The sequence below is a fragment of the Arcobacter ellisii genome, from assembly GCF_003544915.1.
Lineage (GTDB): Bacteria > Campylobacterota > Campylobacteria > Campylobacterales > Arcobacteraceae > Aliarcobacter > Aliarcobacter ellisii.
In genome coordinates this window covers 1573983-1589509 of record NZ_CP032097.1, presented here as the reverse complement: position 1 = coordinate 1589509, position 15527 = coordinate 1573983, and the positions used below count along the sequence as shown (strand labels likewise).

Annotated in this window: 24 protein-coding genes and 1 pseudogene; 10 read left to right on the top strand and 15 right to left on the bottom strand. The window is 25.5% G+C overall.

Going from position 1 to position 15527, the window contains the following annotated elements:
* The first annotated feature begins 94 nt into the window (after positions 1-94).
* The 3 genes from AELL_RS14425 to AELL_RS14385 are packed head-to-tail and all read left to right on the top strand — an operon-like array spanning position 95 to position 1330.
* Complete coding sequence (locus tag AELL_RS14425; protein ID WP_206732007.1) at positions 95-328, top strand: transposase; 234 nt, start codon at positions 95-97, stop codon at positions 326-328.
* Positions 329-339: 11 nt separating this feature from the next.
* Entirely contained in the window at positions 340-906 is a 567-nt protein-coding gene (locus AELL_RS14390) for an IS256 family transposase (protein ID WP_206732003.1), read from the top strand.
* Positions 884-1330 (top strand): transposase, encoded by a 447-nt coding sequence (locus AELL_RS14385; RefSeq protein ID WP_206732004.1) that lies wholly within the window; start codon positions 884-886, stop codon positions 1328-1330. The genes AELL_RS14390 and AELL_RS14385 overlap by 23 nt, the downstream gene beginning before the upstream one ends.
* Before the next feature lie 109 nt (positions 1331-1439).
* On the opposite strand, the gene AELL_RS08180 is transcribed toward AELL_RS14385, so the two are convergent.
* Positions 1440-2000 carry a TlpA family protein disulfide reductase gene (locus AELL_RS08180; RefSeq protein WP_118917476.1) on the bottom strand — a complete coding sequence of 187 codons (561 nt, stop codon included), beginning with the start codon at positions 1998-2000 and terminating at the stop codon, positions 1440-1442.
* A gap of 16 nt (positions 2001-2016) precedes the next feature.
* Positions 2017-2445: a disulfide oxidoreductase gene (locus AELL_RS08175; protein WP_206732005.1), complete on the bottom strand. Its 429-nt coding sequence runs from the start codon at positions 2443-2445 to the stop codon at positions 2017-2019.
* A gap of 135 nt (positions 2446-2580) precedes the next feature.
* Between AELL_RS08175 and AELL_RS08170 the strand changes: the two genes are divergently transcribed.
* The gene (locus AELL_RS08170) at positions 2581-3222 is read left to right on the top strand and encodes a DsbA family protein (RefSeq protein ID WP_118917475.1); all 642 of its coding nucleotides are present in this window, start codon (positions 2581-2583) and stop codon (positions 3220-3222) included.
* Positions 3223-3330: 108 nt separating this feature from the next.
* Here the strand turns inward: AELL_RS08170 and AELL_RS08165 are convergent, their stop codons facing one another.
* Entirely contained in the window at positions 3331-3591 is a 261-nt protein-coding gene (locus tag AELL_RS08165; protein WP_118917474.1) for a (2Fe-2S)-binding protein, read from the bottom strand.
* 37 nt (positions 3592-3628) lie between these two features.
* A pseudogene (locus tag AELL_RS08160) lies at positions 3629-3751 on the bottom strand (IS256 family transposase); the annotation flags it as partial.
* Positions 3752-3819: 68 nt separating this feature from the next.
* Here AELL_RS08160 and AELL_RS14460 point away from each other — a divergent pair.
* The 3 genes from AELL_RS14460 to AELL_RS14450 are packed head-to-tail and all read left to right on the top strand — an operon-like array spanning position 3820 to position 4987.
* A complete protein-coding gene (locus AELL_RS14460; protein WP_429697574.1) occupies positions 3820-4113 on the top strand; it encodes a transposase in 294 nt (97 codons plus the stop codon).
* Positions 4114-4160: 47 nt separating this feature from the next.
* The gene (locus tag AELL_RS14455; protein ID WP_429697573.1) at positions 4161-4307 is read left to right on the top strand and encodes a hypothetical protein; all 147 of its coding nucleotides are present in this window, start codon (positions 4161-4163) and stop codon (positions 4305-4307) included.
* Between the two features lie 5 nt (positions 4308-4312).
* Entirely contained in the window at positions 4313-4987 is a 675-nt protein-coding gene (locus AELL_RS14450) for an IS3 family transposase (RefSeq protein WP_429698175.1), read from the top strand.
* Between the two features lie 35 nt (positions 4988-5022).
* Here the strand turns inward: AELL_RS14450 and AELL_RS08150 are convergent, their stop codons facing one another.
* Together AELL_RS08150 and AELL_RS08145 are read right to left on the bottom strand one after the other, a co-directional pair.
* Positions 5023-5382, bottom strand: coding sequence for an ArsR/SmtB family transcription factor (locus AELL_RS08150; RefSeq protein ID WP_118917473.1), 360 nt, complete (start codon positions 5380-5382; stop codon positions 5023-5025).
* A gap of 56 nt (positions 5383-5438) precedes the next feature.
* Entirely contained in the window at positions 5439-6233 is a 795-nt protein-coding gene (locus AELL_RS08145) for a cation efflux transmembrane domain-containing protein (protein WP_118917472.1), read from the bottom strand.
* Between the two features lie 150 nt (positions 6234-6383).
* On the opposite strand from AELL_RS08145, the gene AELL_RS08140 reads away from it, so the two are divergent.
* Positions 6384-6806 (top strand): protein-disulfide reductase DsbD N-terminal domain-containing protein, encoded by a 423-nt coding sequence (locus AELL_RS08140; protein ID WP_118917471.1) that lies wholly within the window; start codon positions 6384-6386, stop codon positions 6804-6806.
* A gap of 201 nt (positions 6807-7007) precedes the next feature.
* Here the strand turns inward: AELL_RS08140 and AELL_RS08135 are convergent, their stop codons facing one another.
* The 8 genes from AELL_RS08135 to AELL_RS08100 form a co-directional block, all read right to left on the bottom strand.
* Complete coding sequence (locus AELL_RS08135; protein ID WP_118917470.1) at positions 7008-7595, bottom strand: tyrosine-type recombinase/integrase; 588 nt, start codon at positions 7593-7595, stop codon at positions 7008-7010.
* Positions 7596-7930: 335 nt separating this feature from the next.
* Positions 7931-8566 carry a LysE family translocator gene (locus tag AELL_RS08130; protein ID WP_118917469.1) on the bottom strand — a complete coding sequence of 212 codons (636 nt, stop codon included), beginning with the start codon at positions 8564-8566 and terminating at the stop codon, positions 7931-7933.
* Between the two features lie 9 nt (positions 8567-8575).
* The gene (locus AELL_RS08125; protein WP_226806032.1) at positions 8576-9043 is read right to left on the bottom strand and encodes a LysE family translocator; all 468 of its coding nucleotides are present in this window, start codon (positions 9041-9043) and stop codon (positions 8576-8578) included.
* Positions 9044-9123: 80 nt separating this feature from the next.
* Entirely contained in the window at positions 9124-9753 is a 630-nt protein-coding gene (locus tag AELL_RS08120; RefSeq protein ID WP_118917467.1) for a LysE family translocator, read from the bottom strand.
* Between the two features lie 213 nt (positions 9754-9966).
* On the bottom strand, positions 9967-10284 hold the full coding sequence (locus AELL_RS08115; RefSeq protein ID WP_118917466.1) for a cupin domain-containing protein: 318 nt from the start codon (positions 10282-10284) through the stop codon (positions 9967-9969).
* A gap of 75 nt (positions 10285-10359) precedes the next feature.
* On the bottom strand, positions 10360-11133 hold the full coding sequence (locus AELL_RS08110) for an AraC family transcriptional regulator (RefSeq protein WP_118917465.1): 774 nt from the start codon (positions 11131-11133) through the stop codon (positions 10360-10362).
* Positions 11134-11928 (bottom strand): PhzF family phenazine biosynthesis protein, encoded by a 795-nt coding sequence (locus tag AELL_RS08105; RefSeq protein ID WP_118917464.1) that lies wholly within the window; start codon positions 11926-11928, stop codon positions 11134-11136.
* A 78-nt stretch (positions 11929-12006) separates the two neighbouring features.
* Complete coding sequence (locus tag AELL_RS08100; protein WP_118917463.1) at positions 12007-12891, bottom strand: LysR family transcriptional regulator; 885 nt, start codon at positions 12889-12891, stop codon at positions 12007-12009.
* Positions 12892-13001: 110 nt separating this feature from the next.
* Between AELL_RS08100 and AELL_RS08095 the strand changes: the two genes are divergently transcribed.
* Both AELL_RS08095 and AELL_RS08090 read left to right on the top strand, forming a co-directional pair.
* Complete coding sequence (locus tag AELL_RS08095) at positions 13002-14204, top strand: MFS transporter (RefSeq protein ID WP_206732006.1); 1203 nt, start codon at positions 13002-13004, stop codon at positions 14202-14204.
* Positions 14205-14215: 11 nt separating this feature from the next.
* The gene (locus AELL_RS08090; RefSeq protein WP_118917462.1) at positions 14216-14881 is read left to right on the top strand and encodes a nitroreductase; all 666 of its coding nucleotides are present in this window, start codon (positions 14216-14218) and stop codon (positions 14879-14881) included.
* Between the two features lie 34 nt (positions 14882-14915).
* Here AELL_RS08090 and AELL_RS08085 read toward each other — a convergent pair whose 3' ends face one another.
* Positions 14916-15509 carry a LysE family translocator gene (locus AELL_RS08085; RefSeq protein WP_118917461.1) on the bottom strand — a complete coding sequence of 198 codons (594 nt, stop codon included), beginning with the start codon at positions 15507-15509 and terminating at the stop codon, positions 14916-14918.
* Between the last annotated feature and the right edge of the window lie 18 nt (positions 15510-15527).

The following is a 15527-nucleotide window of genomic DNA, read 5'->3' as shown; positions in this document are numbered from 1 at the left end:
TTTAAAATTAAAATCCCTTAATAAAGGGGTTTGTTGAGTGTAAAATTTGATTTTTACTCTTTTTTGAGAAAGTCAAGAAGAGTTAAAAAGACAAATACAAGAAGGTAAAGAAATTTCATTAGATGGAATTTTAGAAGAATTTAAAAACCTTCTTAGAGAATCTATTCAAACAGCTAGTGAAGTTGAAATGACTTCACATCTTGGTTATGATAAACATCAAGAATCTGATAATTCAAACTATCGTAATGGAACAAATAAAAAGACTTTAAAATCTAAATATGGTGAAGTTGATGTTTCAATACCAAGAGATAGAGATGGAACATTTTAGCTGCACTTCGTTTGCTACAGCAAGCTAAGGAACCACAATTAGTTAAAAAAAGAGAAAGACTTTTAAAAGGTAGTGAAGATTTAATTCTTTCACTTTACACTAAAGGAATGAGTGTTAGAGATATACAAAATCATTTAGATGATTTGTATGGCTATCAGCTTTCAGAACAAACCATTTCAAATATTACTGAAGCAATTATGGATAAAGCCAAAGAGTGGCAAAGTCGTCCACTAGAAGCAATATATCCAATAATCTTTATGGATGCAACTGTTTTAAAAATAAGAGTTGATAGAGTAGTTAAAAATATAGCTGCATATATAATGCTAGGAATTACGATTGATGGTAAAAAAGAGATATTGGGAATTTGGATAGGAGAAAATGAGACTTCAAAATATTGGTTAACACTCTTAAATGAATTGAAGAATCGTGGAGTAGAAGATGTTCTAATATTTGCAATAGATGGTTTAAATGGATTTAATCAAGCTATTGAAGCAGTTTATCCTAAAGCTGAAATACAAAGGTGTATAGTTCATCAAATTCGTTCTTCACTTCGTTATGTATCGTGGAAAGATAGATGAAATCCTGTGTATACAGGCAAAAGCTGTTGCAAATGATTTAAAAACTGTTTATTGTGCATCAACAGAAGAAGATGCCCAAACTGCACTTTTAGAGTTTGATGAAAGTTGGGGCAAAAAATATCCTCACATCACTCAATCTTGGACAAATAACTGGAATCAATTAGCTACTTTTTTTAAATATCCAAAATCAGTACAAACATTAATTTATACAACAAATCCAATTGAATCTTTGAATTCAAGTATAAAAAGACGAACAAATTCTAAAGGTTCATTTCCAACAATAGATTCTGCATTTAAGATGCTTTACTTAGCAACACAGGAGGCTCAAGAGAAATGGAATCGTAATGGGGTTAGAAATTGGAGTGAAATTTATCCTCAACTTTGTATATTTTTCAGTGAAATTATGGAAAAATATACAAAGTGATTATATGCTAACTGGTGAACTTACACAGTTTATTTTACAGGCTCACCTTCTCTAAAAATCTATTTTTTCATATACAAATTTCATTTTTTATCGCATTGTTCTTTAGATATTATTTTATATTATTTTCAATATGTTCTATTAATTTTTTCTCATTAACTATACCAACATATTTTTCTATGAAAAATCCTTCTTTACTATATAAAAATGACTCGGGAATTTTTTTAACATCACCAAGCTCTTTTGCCATTCTAAAGTTTTCATCTTCACTAATTGTAATAGGAAATTTTATGTTATTTTCTTTTATAAAGTTTGTTATGGTATTAGCATCAATATTTTTTTCATACAGAACACCAATAATGATAAAATTATCTTTATATTTTTCATATAGTTCATTAAATACAGGTATCTCTTTTATACAAGGTGGGCACCAAGTTGCCCAAAAATTTATAAGAACCATTTTATTTTCTATTTTATCAGCTATTAATATATTATTATTTAGTGTTAATTTTATATTTTCTCCATATATAGTTTTCAAATTATAAGTTTTATTCTCTTCTTTTTTTAATTCCGTTGAGTTTTTTTCATCATTTTGTTTGATTAATTTAGCTTTATCTCCTTCACAACCAGCAAATAACAATAAAAGTAAAAGTAACAAGTATCTATTTTTCATATATTTTCCTATAAATTTATTTTTGTTTTTTTAATAATTTCTTTTTGCCAATACAAAGTAAAATCAAAATTAAACTATATGCAATAAGCGATAAAAAAGGAATAGAAATAAATCCAAACCAGTCTATATATCTTGTACTACAAGGTACACCATTAGTACAAGGTACTATGTTTTCTGGAATAATTCCCCACATTAAGAGATTATGATAAATAGAAAATCCCCATCCTATTAGCACTAAACCTATTGAGTATTTAAACACATTATCATCAGGATATAATAGTGCTATTAAAAATATGATTACTAATGGATACATAAATATTCTTTGGTACCAACACATAACACATGGAATAAAATTCATTATTTCACTAAAAAATAGACTACCTAATGTAGCTATTGAAGCTACAATAAAACTTAAAAAAATTGTTAAATCAAATTTTCCTACCAAAATACATCCTAAATTTTCTTATATGATAACTAGTTTTTTGTGTATTTTGTGTGTATACCTTAAATTTAAAATCAACAAACACTACACACAAAGTATGTTAGAATAATTAAAATCTAAATTGGAGTTTAATATTTTATGCAGAATAAAAAACTTGTATTAATGTCATTAGTATCATTATTTTTAATATTTTTAGGTTCAGCCTACATTTATAAAAATAATCAGTCTGAAAAATTTGAAAATATGTTAAAAACTCAATCTTCTATTTTTCAAAGAGAACACTCTTTTGTAATAGGAAATTCAAATGCAAAAGTGCAATTAGTAGAATTTTTTGATCCAGCTTGCGAAACTTGCGCACAATTTCATCCTTATGTTAAAGAAATAATGAAACAAAATGAAGGAAAAATTAAATTAGTTCTTCGATATGCACCATTTCATAAAAACTCAAATTATGCAGTTATGATGTTAGAAGCAGCAAGGGAACAGGGTCTATTTATGGAAGCGTTAGAACTTATGTTTGAAACTCAAGAATATTGGGTTGTACATCATGAAGTTAATCTAAAAGTGTTAAGGGAAATTTTAAAAACTATTAAAAATATTGATATGGGAAAAATAGAGCAATATATGAATAGTGAAAAAGTAAATCAGATAATTAAGCAAGATTTAGAAGATGCTAAAAAACTAGAAGCTAATAAAACACCTTCTTATTTTGTAAATGGTAAGCCACTACAAGAATTTGGCTTAGAAAATTTGAAAAGGTTAATTAACTCAGAATTATAATAAATATTTTTTAATTAAAAAATCATATTTCAAGTTTATTGATACCAAGAGACCGTTAAATATTCCGTGTCAAAGTAATTCTGATAGGAGAAATCCTATCACACCTATTTAGCTATTGCAACAGCTACAGCATTCTTCTTTAGTATCTTTACCAGAGTATAACTTGATTAAATTTTTAATATCTTTTGAGCAACACTCACCAGATGGATTTAGTTCTTTACAACTGCTTCCAGTACAAGCTTTTGTAGATTCTTTAATTTTAGAAAGAGTGTCATTTCCATTTTTTATAGCATCTACTATAGTTTTTTTATCAACTTCTATACAATAACACACTAACTCTGAATCGTTTGCTTCTGACCAATTTATCATTTAAAAATTCCTTTGCATATTTTTATCATACTATCACTTAAATTTTAAGCTCACTATCTAATCTACCCTCAAAAAATATTGCCAATTGTGAAAGTGTTAAGTTCCAGTTCCACATTGGCATATTCCATTTCTTTGTAGCATTTTGAATACCCATATAAAGTTGATCTGGCTACACTAAATAGGACATAGAAAAATACTATGTTAAAATTAGTGAAAGTGGAGAATAGAATGAGAAAAAATAATTACACCCAAGAGTTTAAAGATTCAACAATAAAATTTTGTATTGATAATAATGATAAATCTATTTCATCAATAGCAAAAGATTTAGGATTAAATAAAGGAACATTAGCATTATGGGTAAATGAATATAAAATTAAAAATAATCTTAAACCTTCTAGTGAAGTAAAAAATGAAACTTTAGAAGAAGAGAATAAACGACTTAGAAAAGAACTTGCAATTTTAAAACAAGAAAAAGAGATTTTAAAAAAGGCAGCAGCATACTTCGCGAAAGAAACTCTATAAAGTATGCTTGGATAAAAAATCATTCAAAGAGTTTTAATATACAACTGATGTGTAAACTTTTTAAAGTTAGTAGAAGTTGTTACTACAACTGGATTGAAAAAGGTTGTGTAGTAAATAGAGTTGATGTAGAGTTTAATAATCTTATCAAAAATATTTTGAGCAATCAAGAGCTACTTATGGAACAAGAAGATTAAAAGAGATTTTAAAACAAAGATATGGACTTATTGTTTCAAGAAGAAAAATCCAAAAATCTCTAAAACAATTGAATCTAAAAGTAAAAATGAAACAAAGATTTAAAGTTATAACAACAACTTCAAATCATACTCTACCAATAGCACCAAATTATGTAAATAGAGATTTTTATAGTTCTTCAACAGATAAAGTTTATGTTGGAGATATTACATATGTTCCAACCAAAGAAGGATGGTTATATCTTGCAGTTGTAATAGATATTTATTCAAGAAAAGTTGTTGGTTGGTCAATGAGATATTCTCTTCATACTTCTTTGGTAAATGATGCACTTTTAATGGCGATAAAAAGAAGAAACCCAAATAAAGGATTAATCTATCATACAGATAGAGGAAGTCAATATGCCTCTTATGAACATAAAAATTTATTAGAAAAATATGGAATTATTCAAAGTATGAGCAAAAAAGGAGATTGTTGGGATAATGCAGTTGCAGAGAGTTTTTTTCACTCTTTAAAAACTGAATTAATTCACCATGAGAATTTTTTAACAAGAAAACAAGCTAATGAAAAAATATTTGAATATATAGAAATTTTTTATAATAGACAAAGATTACATTCATCAAATGGATATATGTCACCAAGTGAGTTTGAAGAGAAAATGTTACGGTTAGAAATGGTTAGTTAAATTATAATTTTTATGTCCTATAAAGTGTTGACAGATCACTCTTTTGCTTTGCTATTAATTAAAAGTTGTAGTATTTCTCTCATTGAGTCAGGAATGAAATAAAATATTGCCAATTTTTCACGTTTATTCTCTAAAATACCTGCATCTTTTAATTTTCTTAAGTGTTGAGAGATAGGAGATTGATTCATTTCTAGAATATCACAAAAATCACATACACATAGTTCTTTATTATTTAAAAGTAAATAAACAATTCTAAATCTAACTCCACTACCTAAAAGAGCAAAAACTTTTGATTGATAATCAATATTTTTTTTATTTTTACTAATGTCTTTTTTTGCTTTTTTAACCAAAACATCATTATTTTTATCTCGGACACAGTTTATTGTATTTGTCATACTTTTCCTTTTTTATCTTACTAAAAACCTATATAGCTATCTTTTACGATTGATTATTAGTTTCTCGTAAGCCTTAATATTCTAATTGCACCATAAATTACTAGAATAAATACTATCGCTCCAACGATTAAGTCTGGTTTATTTGAATTTAACACTGACACAAGTACAGCAGAAACAATTACTCCAAAATTAATTATTATATCATTTGAAGTGAATATCATACTAGCTTGCATATGCGATTCTTCACTTTTAGATTTCATAAACAGATATAAACAAATTCCATTTGCTATAAGTGCAAAAGTTGATACAATAATCATTGTCCAAAAGTCAGGCATTTTATCATCACCAAGAAACCTTCTAACAATTTCAATAAATCCTATAATTGCAAGTAGAATTTGGAAATATCCAGCAAGTTTCGAAACATTATTTTTCCTTGCAATTGTTCCTCCTACTGCTAATAGACTAATACCATATACAAATGAATCGGCAAGCATATCTAAGCTATCTGCAACAAGTCCCATTGATTTTGAAATAATACCAGTTGACATTTCTATCAAAAAAAATGCAAAATTAATAGCTAGTACTGTCCAAAGTAACTTACGTTGTCCACTTTCTTCTTTAAACTCAACTTCTTCTGTAGTTTCACTACTTAAAAGGGTATCCCCTAGTTTTAAATCATTTATTGAACTTTCAATTTCAGAAATATTACCAATATGATAAACAGTTAATTTTCTATTTGGAATATCAAACTCAAGGTTTTTAACCTCTTCAATAACATCAAGTTTCATTCTGAGTAAGTTTTCTTCACATGGACAATCCATTTTTTTGATTTCAAATGTTGTCTTTTCCATATTTCTTCCTTTTTTTATATATTCTAAAAACAATAATCTATATTAGTATATTCTAATTTAATTGTCAATATTTTAATGTTTATTTAAATTAGAATATACTAATATACTTATCAAGAGTGTTAATATCACTCAAAATTAAAACAAGGTGTAATTACGAAAAAACTACTCGTACTTTTAAGTATTGTAATCTATAGCTTTGGAGCAAAAGATTTTGTATCGCCGGATGTTGCTATTAAACCAAGTGTAGAAATAAAACAAAATAGCATAGATATTAAACTTTCATTATATAAGGATATATATGTATATGATAAAAAATTGAAAGTATTAATCACAAAGCCTAAAAAGATTGATTTAACAAATTACATTGCTAAACCTGCAACTGAAAACTTTAAGGGTGACCAAGTAATAGTTAAAGATTTTTCATTAAATGTTCCATCTACTTTAATCAAAGAAAAAATAGGCAATGTACCATTTAATTTAGAAGTTCAATATCAAGGTTGTTCTAAGTTAGGGCTTTGTTATGCACCTACAAGTAAAACTTTTAAATTTCCTAAAATTGATAATATTAAGTAAGATAAAACTATAAACAGTTTTTTGAAAGTTCATATTAAATGTTACATAACCTCTAGGTTATGGAACATGTAGGATATTAATGTATTTTCCATGTTCCAAAAAGTGTTCAAAAAATAAAAAATGCAAAGTTCCACAAATCTTTAGAGATTATGGAATAGAAAAGTAAGCTTATAAATCTAATTAAAATATAAAGTTTGTTTTTTATCTAATTAAACACTTTTTCAAATCTTTATCTGTTGGTCTAATATATCTCATAGTGGTTTTTATATCACTATGACCAATAAACTCTTTAATGAATTTTGGATTAATTGATTTTGACATATCAGTTATTATTCCTGCTCTAAAAGAATGAGAAGAATATCTATGTCCTAGAACTTCTTGAATAAAGCAATTTACTTTTGCAATGAATGTTGAACTACTTGGAGTTTTTAAAGGATTACCTTTTGTTGTTATAATAAAATCTTCATCTTTTGAATTATCATTAAATAAAAAATGTTTTTTAATTTGTTTTATAGCTTCTTTTGAAAAAAATAGTTTTCTTTCTTTTCTAGTTTTATGAGTAACTATAATTAACTCCTCTTTTTCAAAGATTGTATTTATATCTTTTACTTTTAATTGTTTAACTTCATTAATTCTCATACCTGTAAAATACAATAGTATAAATGTTCTTCTTAGATTGTTTTTAGTGTTAGTAGTTAAATCTTCTTTTCCATTTAGGTAGGTTAATAGTTTTTGGTACTCAATTTCAGTTATATTTTCTCTAATTTTAGTGAATTTTTTCTTTTTCATAATGTTACCTCATAATTTGTCTTTTATAAGGTTATTTTAGGTGCTTTAAAATCACAAATGACTGACATAAGGACTTTAAAGCTGATGAACTACCCCAAATTATGTGCTTTAAAAATTGATTCAGCGATTGTACTACCCTAAATTATGTCTTTTATGTATCTATAAACCTTTAGGATAGATACACTTATATTTAATCATTTAGAGACTGTTCAGAGTTTTGTGCCAATAGCTGATAGTTTAATTTACATATTTTATATGTCTGAAAAGTAAAATTTTCAAATCAAGATTAATATATTATACTTGTAAATTTTAAGAATAGTACATTATTGCAAGAATTATTTACTCAAAGCAACTTTAATACCCATAGATATTAAAATCATTCCTACGGTTTTATCAAACCATTTTCCAAATTTATTGAAAAATACTCTTATATTATCTTGACTCAATACAAATGCTAAAAATATGTACCAAGATGAAACAACTAAAATACATGATAATCCATAAATACTTTGAACTATAAATGGTGTTTCAGCACTAATTGTAACTGTAAATATAGATATAATAAAAAATGCAGCTTTTGGATTTAAAACATTACATAAAAATCCAAGAAGAAATGCTTGTTTATTTCCTATTGTAATTATTTCACTACTTTTCTCTTTATCTATTTTAAATCCAGAAGATTTAAAGCTTTTATATCCCAGATAGATTAAATAGCCTGCGCCTAAAAATTTTACAATAGTAAATAATATAAGCGATTTTGAGATAATAAGTCCAATTCCTATAATCGTATAAAAAATATGAATTGAAACTGCCGAACCAATACCAAGTGCTGTATAAATAGATGTTTTTTTTCCGTAAGTTACAGCTTGTTTTAAAATAAACGCAAAATCAGGTCCTGGGCTAACTGTTGCAAAAAACATTGTGATTACGACTAATAAGAATTCATTTATATATAATGAAAAATCTAACATAATTAATTCCTAAATACTTCTTAATTCTTTAATACCAATGTAAGAGCCTAAAGCAAATAAAATTGAAGCAGAAACTCTTTCTTGTACTTGTTGTGCTTTTTTACTCTCTTTTATAAGTGAAGAAATTTTACTAGAAAATATTGCAACTAACATATCACAAGGTATTGCTGTAACTACTACAATTATCCCAAAAATTAATAATTGGAATGAAACAGAACCAATTTCAGGATTTACAAATTGAGGTAAAAATGCAATAAAAAATAATGCTATTTTTGGATTAGTTATCTCTATTAAAATACTTTCAAAAAATATTCTATGTAAAGGTTTATAACTAGTTTTCTTTACTTCTGCAACTTCATCATTTTTAAAACTTGATTTAAAATACTTAATTCCCAAATATATTAAATATGCTGCACCTAAAAGCTTCACTACAATATATAAAGTAGGAGAATGTTTAAATATAGCAGCTAATCCTATATAGAGGGCATGAAAAATCCTTTTTTTAATTTTATGTTTTAATGTTTAGATATAAACTATGAAATGTTTGTCAAAATTTATTATCTTTTTTCAAACAGCAATTTTAATCCAAGTAATACCATAATTGCACCAGAAAATAGCTCTAATTTTTCTCTTACATTTGGTCTCATAATAAATCCATTTGCAGAAACTATTGTATAAGCAAGAATTGATAACCATATAAATGAAATACAAAAATGAAAAAATGCTAAATATAAAGATTGAAATAAAACAGAACCACTATTATCGATAAACTGTGGTAAAAATGCCATATAAAAAATTACAATCTTTGGATTTAATGCATTAGATAAAAAACCTTCTTTTATAGAACGTGTAAATAAAAAATCTGAAGATTTAACATTTAATTTTTGTTCTTTTCCTTTTGATTGAAAATATGTTCTAATATTAGAAAATCCCAACCATAATAAATATATAGCACCTATTGTTTTAAGTAGCATAAATGCTGTTGAAGAATATAAAAGAATAGCAGATATTCCAATAGCAGAAAGTGTTGCATGAAACATTAATCCCATACTAATCCCAAGATTAGATACAAGACCATCTTTAATGCCACCTCTTAGAGTATTTCTAAACATAATCATTGTATCAGCACCTGGAACCATAGTTAAAATAGTTATTGTTATAAGAAATGTTGTTAATGTTGTATCCAATTGTATTACCTCAATTTTAAATTAAGAAATTTTAGCTAAAAATTTATCAATAATTATTAATAAATTAATATATAATTTTTTTGTCATTTTTCTGAGTATATTCTTTAGTATAATCCATCTTATTTTTATTAGGAAAATATATTTATAGAAAGTAAAATGTAGTATTTAATTAGCGAAATTCTCAAACCAACATTAATATAAAAAACTAAAATTTTATAAATAATCCTCTCTAATTGGAGTAAATACGTCAACTACTTCTCCAGCTTCTAATATTTCAATACTATGCTCTACATTTTTTGGAATTGAATATGAATCCCCTGATTCTAAGATTTCATCAAAGTTTCCAAATTTTAATCTATATTTTCCAGAAACTACATATCCATTTTGTTCATTTTGGTGTGAATGAGTTGGTACATTATCAGTTGTTTTATAAAGCATTTTTGTAACCATTGATTTCTCACCAATTGCTAAAACTACAAAATCTACTCCTAAAAATTGTTTGTTAGTTGCATTCTCTTTTTTTACTATCATTTATTCATACCTTATATAAGATTTTTAAAATAATACAGTTTTATAATTTTTAAGGATAGTACAAAATTGCAGTAATTACTTTGAAATATATTCAAATGCAGTAACACCATAAACTCTTTTAAAATGTCTATTTAAGTGGGATAAATCAGTAAATCCAAACTCAACTACGCAACCATATAAATCTTTTGTTATATCAAGATATTTTTTTGCATGAATAAGTTTTGTATTTAAAAAATATTGATAAGGACTAAGACCTGTATTTGATTTAAACATTCGTATAAACTGGAATTTTGAGATATTAAACTCTTTTGACATCATTTCAATATCTAAAACATCATCAAGTTCATAATAAATGATTTCTTTTGCTTTCTTTATAAACTCAGATTCATTTCTATATTCGTTTAAAAAATCTTTTGAGCTAAAATTATCAATCATGTTCAAATATAATTCACTACAAATTGCTTCATCTTTTTGGTTTAAAATTGCACTTCCTAGATTTAAAATATCATATTTAATTTTTTCATCATAAATTACTGGATTTGAAAATTTTACAATATCTTTTTTTTCTAAACCTTCTAAAAAAAGTTCAGGTTTAATATAAAGCATAACATAATCTAACCCCTCTTTATAATGACCTGCATTACCATCATGTATTTGCTCAGGATTAAATAACATTACACCATTTTTATATGAAGTTTGTAAAACACCATCTAAATTATACTCTTGGATACCTCTTAATGTTACTCCAACTGCATACTCTTCATGTGCGTGTTTTTTATATGAAAACTTACTCATACTAGCTTTTAAAGCTGTTATTCCTAAAGCATTTTTATATTCAAACTTTTCCATTTAAAAACCTAAATATATTTCACCTTTTGAAAATAAAACAGCTTTCCCACTTATTTCCAATCGTTTTTCATTTAATTTTGTATATAAATATCCACCTCTAAAAGAGTCTTGATAAGCAACTATTTCATCTTTTTTTAAAACTCTTGCCCAATAAGGAACTATATGACAATGTCCTGAACCACAAACAGGGTCTTCTAAAACATTACATTTAGGAGCAAATGACCTTGATATACAATCTACCTTATCATCTTTTGCACTAACATGAACTAATAATCCATCAAGTTGTTTAACCTTTTCAAAATTTGGTTCTATATTATGAACTTCTTCTTTTGAATCTAAAATACAAAGTAAATCTCTTCCCATATAGGCTTCAATAATATCAACTCCTAATGCATCTTTCATTTGGTTTGTTACATCAACTTTTTTTAATTCATATACTGGAAAATCCATTGTAAATAAATCATCTTTTAAAGTAATAGTTAATACTCCACTTAATGTATCAAATGCAATACTTTTTTTATCTGGAATAATATAATTTAAATATACAAATGCTGTTGCTAAAGTTGCATGACCACATAAATCTATTTCCCCATTTGGAGTAAACCATCTTAAATGATATTTATCATTTGTTTTAACTACAAATGCAGTTTCTGATAAATTATTCTCTTGTGTAATTTTTAATAAGATTTCATCACTCAACCAAGAATCTAATATACAAACAGCAGCAGGGTTTCCTTTAAATACTAAATCTGTAAAAGCATTTACAATATATTGATTTAATTTTATAATATTCATTTAAAAAACCTTTAATTATTCAAATTTTAAAATTATACTTCTTTATAAGCTTATCTCATAGTACATTATTGCATTAAATTATTTCAATTGCTTTTGTAATAATTTAATAAATAAACTCATTGCTTTTGTAATATATTTATTTTTATGATATACATATATTGCATTAATGCTTGTATCTTCGATTTCATGTTCTAATTCAATTAAATCACCATTTTTAATCTCATTTTCAACAGTAAATTCAGGAACATAAGCAATTCCTAAATTTGATAAGATACTTTGTTTAGTTGCTTCAATACTTCCTACTTCTAGGGTATTTTGTAAAATTATCTGTTTTGAATTTAAATATTTCAGAAAATATTCTTTATAAAGAGCACGTGGATGATTACTTACAATAGATAATGGTTTTACTTGATTATTCATTACAAAATTAAAATATTTTTTTGATAAATTTGGTGAGGCAACAAGTGTTAATTTAAAATTATTTAGTCTATTTGATATAAAAGTATCTATATACTTTCCTACATCATAATGAATACCCAAATCAATATTTCCTTTTAATAATTGTTGTCTAACTTCATAACAATTCATACCTTGTATTGAAAGTTCTACATTTGGTGCTTTTAATTTGAATTCTTTTAAAACTTTTTGCATTTTATAAATTAAAAGTGTTTCTGGCATTGCAATTCTTAATTTTCCAGTAATTTCATTCGAATCTTTTTTATAGTTTTTGATTTGTTCTAATGATAATAATATATCATCTATTAATGGCATAATATCTTTTGCATCTTGTGTTAAAACCATTTTACGTCCAATTTTTTCAAATAATTTCATACCTAATTCTTGTTCTAATTGTTGTATATGAAATGTTACTGTTGATTGTGTGCATCCTAATTTATAAGAAGCATTAACAAAGCCATTTTCATTGATAATAGTTTTAAAAGTTTTAATAGTTTTTAAATCCATAAAAATCCTTATATCGAAAAAATCGAATTATAAATTTTAAAATATTTATTTTACAAATGTTTTAGTTTTTGTTATTATAACCAAAAAATTAGTTTTAATAAGGAAAAGACTTGGATGTAAAACAAAAAAGAAATTTATTAATTGTATTTGGTATTCTAATTCTAATTATATCGATGGGAATAAGACAAAGTTTTGGTATGTTTGCTCCATCATTCATACAAATATATGATATTACTAGAGCAAATTTTGGATTAGCTTTAGCAATACAACATTTACTTTTTGGACTAGCTCAACCTTTTATAGGTTATTTAAGTGATAAATATGGTTATGATAAAGTTTTATTAGTTGGAAGTTTTTTATATACTCTAGGATTATTTTTAGTAACTGTTTTTTCAAATGTATTTGGATTATATATAAGTGTAGGTCTCCTAGTAGGATTAGCTCTAAGTGCCACAACATATGTAGTTGTTCTTGGAGCAATAGCAAAAATAGTAAATCCAAATAAAAGAGGAATGGTATTTGGAATTGCAACAGCTGCTGCTTCATTTGGTATGTTTATATTTATTCCTATTACAAAAAATTTACTTAATCATTTTGAGTTAAATATTGTCTTTTATATCTTTTGTTTATTTGCTTTAATTATTGGATTTTTAGGTTTTTTTATGAAAACTTCACAATTTGATAATAATTCAAATAATATAGATAATGAAGAATCTATTTCAAAAGCCTTATATTGTTCAAAAACACATAGTGGATATTGGAGATTAAATATTGGATTCTTTGTTTGTGGATTTCATGTGGCATTTATAATGACACATTTTCCAACTTATTTAAAAGATGGAAAAATTGATAGTGAAATAGCTACTTACGCCTTTGCATTAATTGGATTATTAAATATTTTTGGTTCATTTTTGTTTGGAACTTTAGCAGATAAATTTTCTAAAAGAAAACTTTTAACGGGACTTTATTTTTCAAGAGCATTTATTTTTGCGTTGTTGATTATATTTCCTCTTACAAATACAACAGCTCTTTTATTTGGTATTTTAATTGGATTTGTTTGGTTAGCAACAGTTCCTTTAACAAGTGGACTTGTAGCACAAATTTTTGGAGTAAAAGCACTTGCAACACTATATGGAATTGTTTTTTTATTTCATCAATTAGGAAGCTTTTTAGGAGCTTGGGTAGGAGGAATTGTTTATGAAAAGACAGGTTCTTATGATACTATTTGGATTGCTTGTGTATTTTTATCTATATTAGCTGCTATTATTCACATAAATATGGATGATAAAAAAATAAACTATAAAAGTTTATAAAAGGAGAAATTATGACTGTAATAGAAAGTTTAAAAAAAAGAAAATCTGTAAGAGCATTTACAAATAAAGAAGTTGAAGTAGAAAAAATTGAAACAATATTTGAAGCAGCTATTTTATGTCCTACAGGTGTTAATATGCAACCTTTTGAAGTTTGTGTAGTAAGTGGAGATAAAAAACTTGAAATTGAAAATAAGATGATTAAAGCATTTGATAATAATCAAAAAGAAAAGATGGATTATCAGTATTATCCTTCAGAGTGGGTTGAGCCTTTTAAAAGTAGAAGAAAAGAAATGGGTTTACTTTTATACAGTACTTTGGACATAAAAAAAGAGGATAAACAAAGACAAATAGAACAATGGAAAGCTAATTATAAAGCTTTTGGAGCACCTACTGTTATCTATTTCTTTATGGATTCTTCTTTAGAAAAAGGTTCTTATATTGATTATGGAATATTTTTACAATCAATTATGTTAGTAGCGACAGAACTTGGACTTGCAACTTGTCCTATGGCTTCACTTGCAGAATTCCCAACTATTGTAAAAAATGAATTAAATATTTCAAAAGATAAGATTTTAGTTTGTGGAATGGCAATTGGTTATGAAGATGAAACTGAAAAAATAAATAGTTTTAAAACACAAAGAATTAAATTAGAAGAATTCATAAAGTTTTATGAATAAAAGTATGTAGTAAGAATTTTACTACATATTTATTTTAATATAAAAACTTTTCAATTCCTGAAATCATGTAAGCACAATAAACTAAGAATAGAGATAAAACGATATTAGTGGATTTTTTATATCTTTGTAAAAAACTTTTTAATAATTTCCCAAATATAATCCAAGAAAAGAATGCAATTGCTCCAATTATAGTAATAACAAATGCAAATACTAATAATTCATAAATAGAACTATAATATGGCATTATAAAACTTGGAAAAATAGTTAAACAAAAAATCACTACTTTAGGATTAATAAATTGCATTAAAAATCCAGTTTTAAAAGAACCGACTTCTTTTTTATTTGTATTTGCTAAATCCATATTAAAAATTAAATATGCTAAATAAAGTATATAAATTGTTCCAATAATTTGCATAAAAATAAGTATATTTGGTATGTATTTAGTAAGAATTGAGTTTGAAATAACAGATAAAACTAAAATAATCCCAAAAGCTAAAGTAGCACCATAACAAAATTCAATTGCTTTTTTTACACTATCATTTTGAACAGTTGATAAAATTACAATATTTGCTGGACCAGGTGCTATTGTTATTAGCATACAATATGACAAGAAGAATAAAATATCCATATAAATTCCTAAAAAAAT

What these genes read in the sequence shown, in the direction of transcription:
- AELL_RS14385 (WP_206732004.1), top strand. Translation starts at nt 884, where the DNA reads ATGTATCGTGGAAAGATAGATGAAATCCTGTGTATACAGGCAAAAGCT.
- AELL_RS08180 (WP_118917476.1), bottom strand. Translation starts at nt 2,000, where the DNA reads ATGAAAAATAGATACTTGTTACTTTTACTTTTATTGTTATTTGCTGGT.
- AELL_RS08170 (WP_118917475.1), top strand. Translation starts at nt 2,581, where the DNA reads ATGCAGAATAAAAAACTTGTATTAATGTCATTAGTATCATTATTTTTA.
- AELL_RS08165 (WP_118917474.1), bottom strand. Translation starts at nt 3,591, where the DNA reads ATGATAAATTGGTCAGAAGCAAACGATTCAGAGTTAGTGTGTTATTGT.
- AELL_RS14460 (WP_429697574.1), top strand. Translation starts at nt 3,820, where the DNA reads ATGAGAAAAAATAATTACACCCAAGAGTTTAAAGATTCAACAATAAAA.
- AELL_RS14455 (WP_429697573.1), top strand. Translation starts at nt 4,161, where the DNA reads ATGTGTAAACTTTTTAAAGTTAGTAGAAGTTGTTACTACAACTGGATT.
- AELL_RS08150 (WP_118917473.1), bottom strand. Translation starts at nt 5,382, where the DNA reads ATGACAAATACAATAAACTGTGTCCGAGATAAAAATAATGATGTTTTG.
- AELL_RS08145 (WP_118917472.1), bottom strand. Translation starts at nt 6,233, where the DNA reads ATGGAAAAGACAACATTTGAAATCAAAAAAATGGATTGTCCATGTGAA.
- AELL_RS08135 (WP_118917470.1), bottom strand. Translation starts at nt 7,595, where the DNA reads ATGAAAAAGAAAAAATTCACTAAAATTAGAGAAAATATAACTGAAATT.
- AELL_RS08130 (WP_118917469.1), bottom strand. Translation starts at nt 8,566, where the DNA reads ATGTTAGATTTTTCATTATATATAAATGAATTCTTATTAGTCGTAATC.
- AELL_RS08115 (WP_118917466.1), bottom strand. Translation starts at nt 10,284, where the DNA reads ATGATAGTAAAAAAAGAGAATGCAACTAACAAACAATTTTTAGGAGTA.
- AELL_RS08110 (WP_118917465.1), bottom strand. Translation starts at nt 11,133, where the DNA reads ATGGAAAAGTTTGAATATAAAAATGCTTTAGGAATAACAGCTTTAAAA.
- AELL_RS08105 (WP_118917464.1), bottom strand. Translation starts at nt 11,928, where the DNA reads ATGAATATTATAAAATTAAATCAATATATTGTAAATGCTTTTACAGAT.
- AELL_RS08100 (WP_118917463.1), bottom strand. Translation starts at nt 12,891, where the DNA reads ATGGATTTAAAAACTATTAAAACTTTTAAAACTATTATCAATGAAAAT.
- AELL_RS08090 (WP_118917462.1), top strand. Translation starts at nt 14,216, where the DNA reads ATGACTGTAATAGAAAGTTTAAAAAAAAGAAAATCTGTAAGAGCATTT.
- AELL_RS08085 (WP_118917461.1), bottom strand. Translation starts at nt 15,509, where the DNA reads ATGGATATTTTATTCTTCTTGTCATATTGTATGCTAATAACAATAGCA.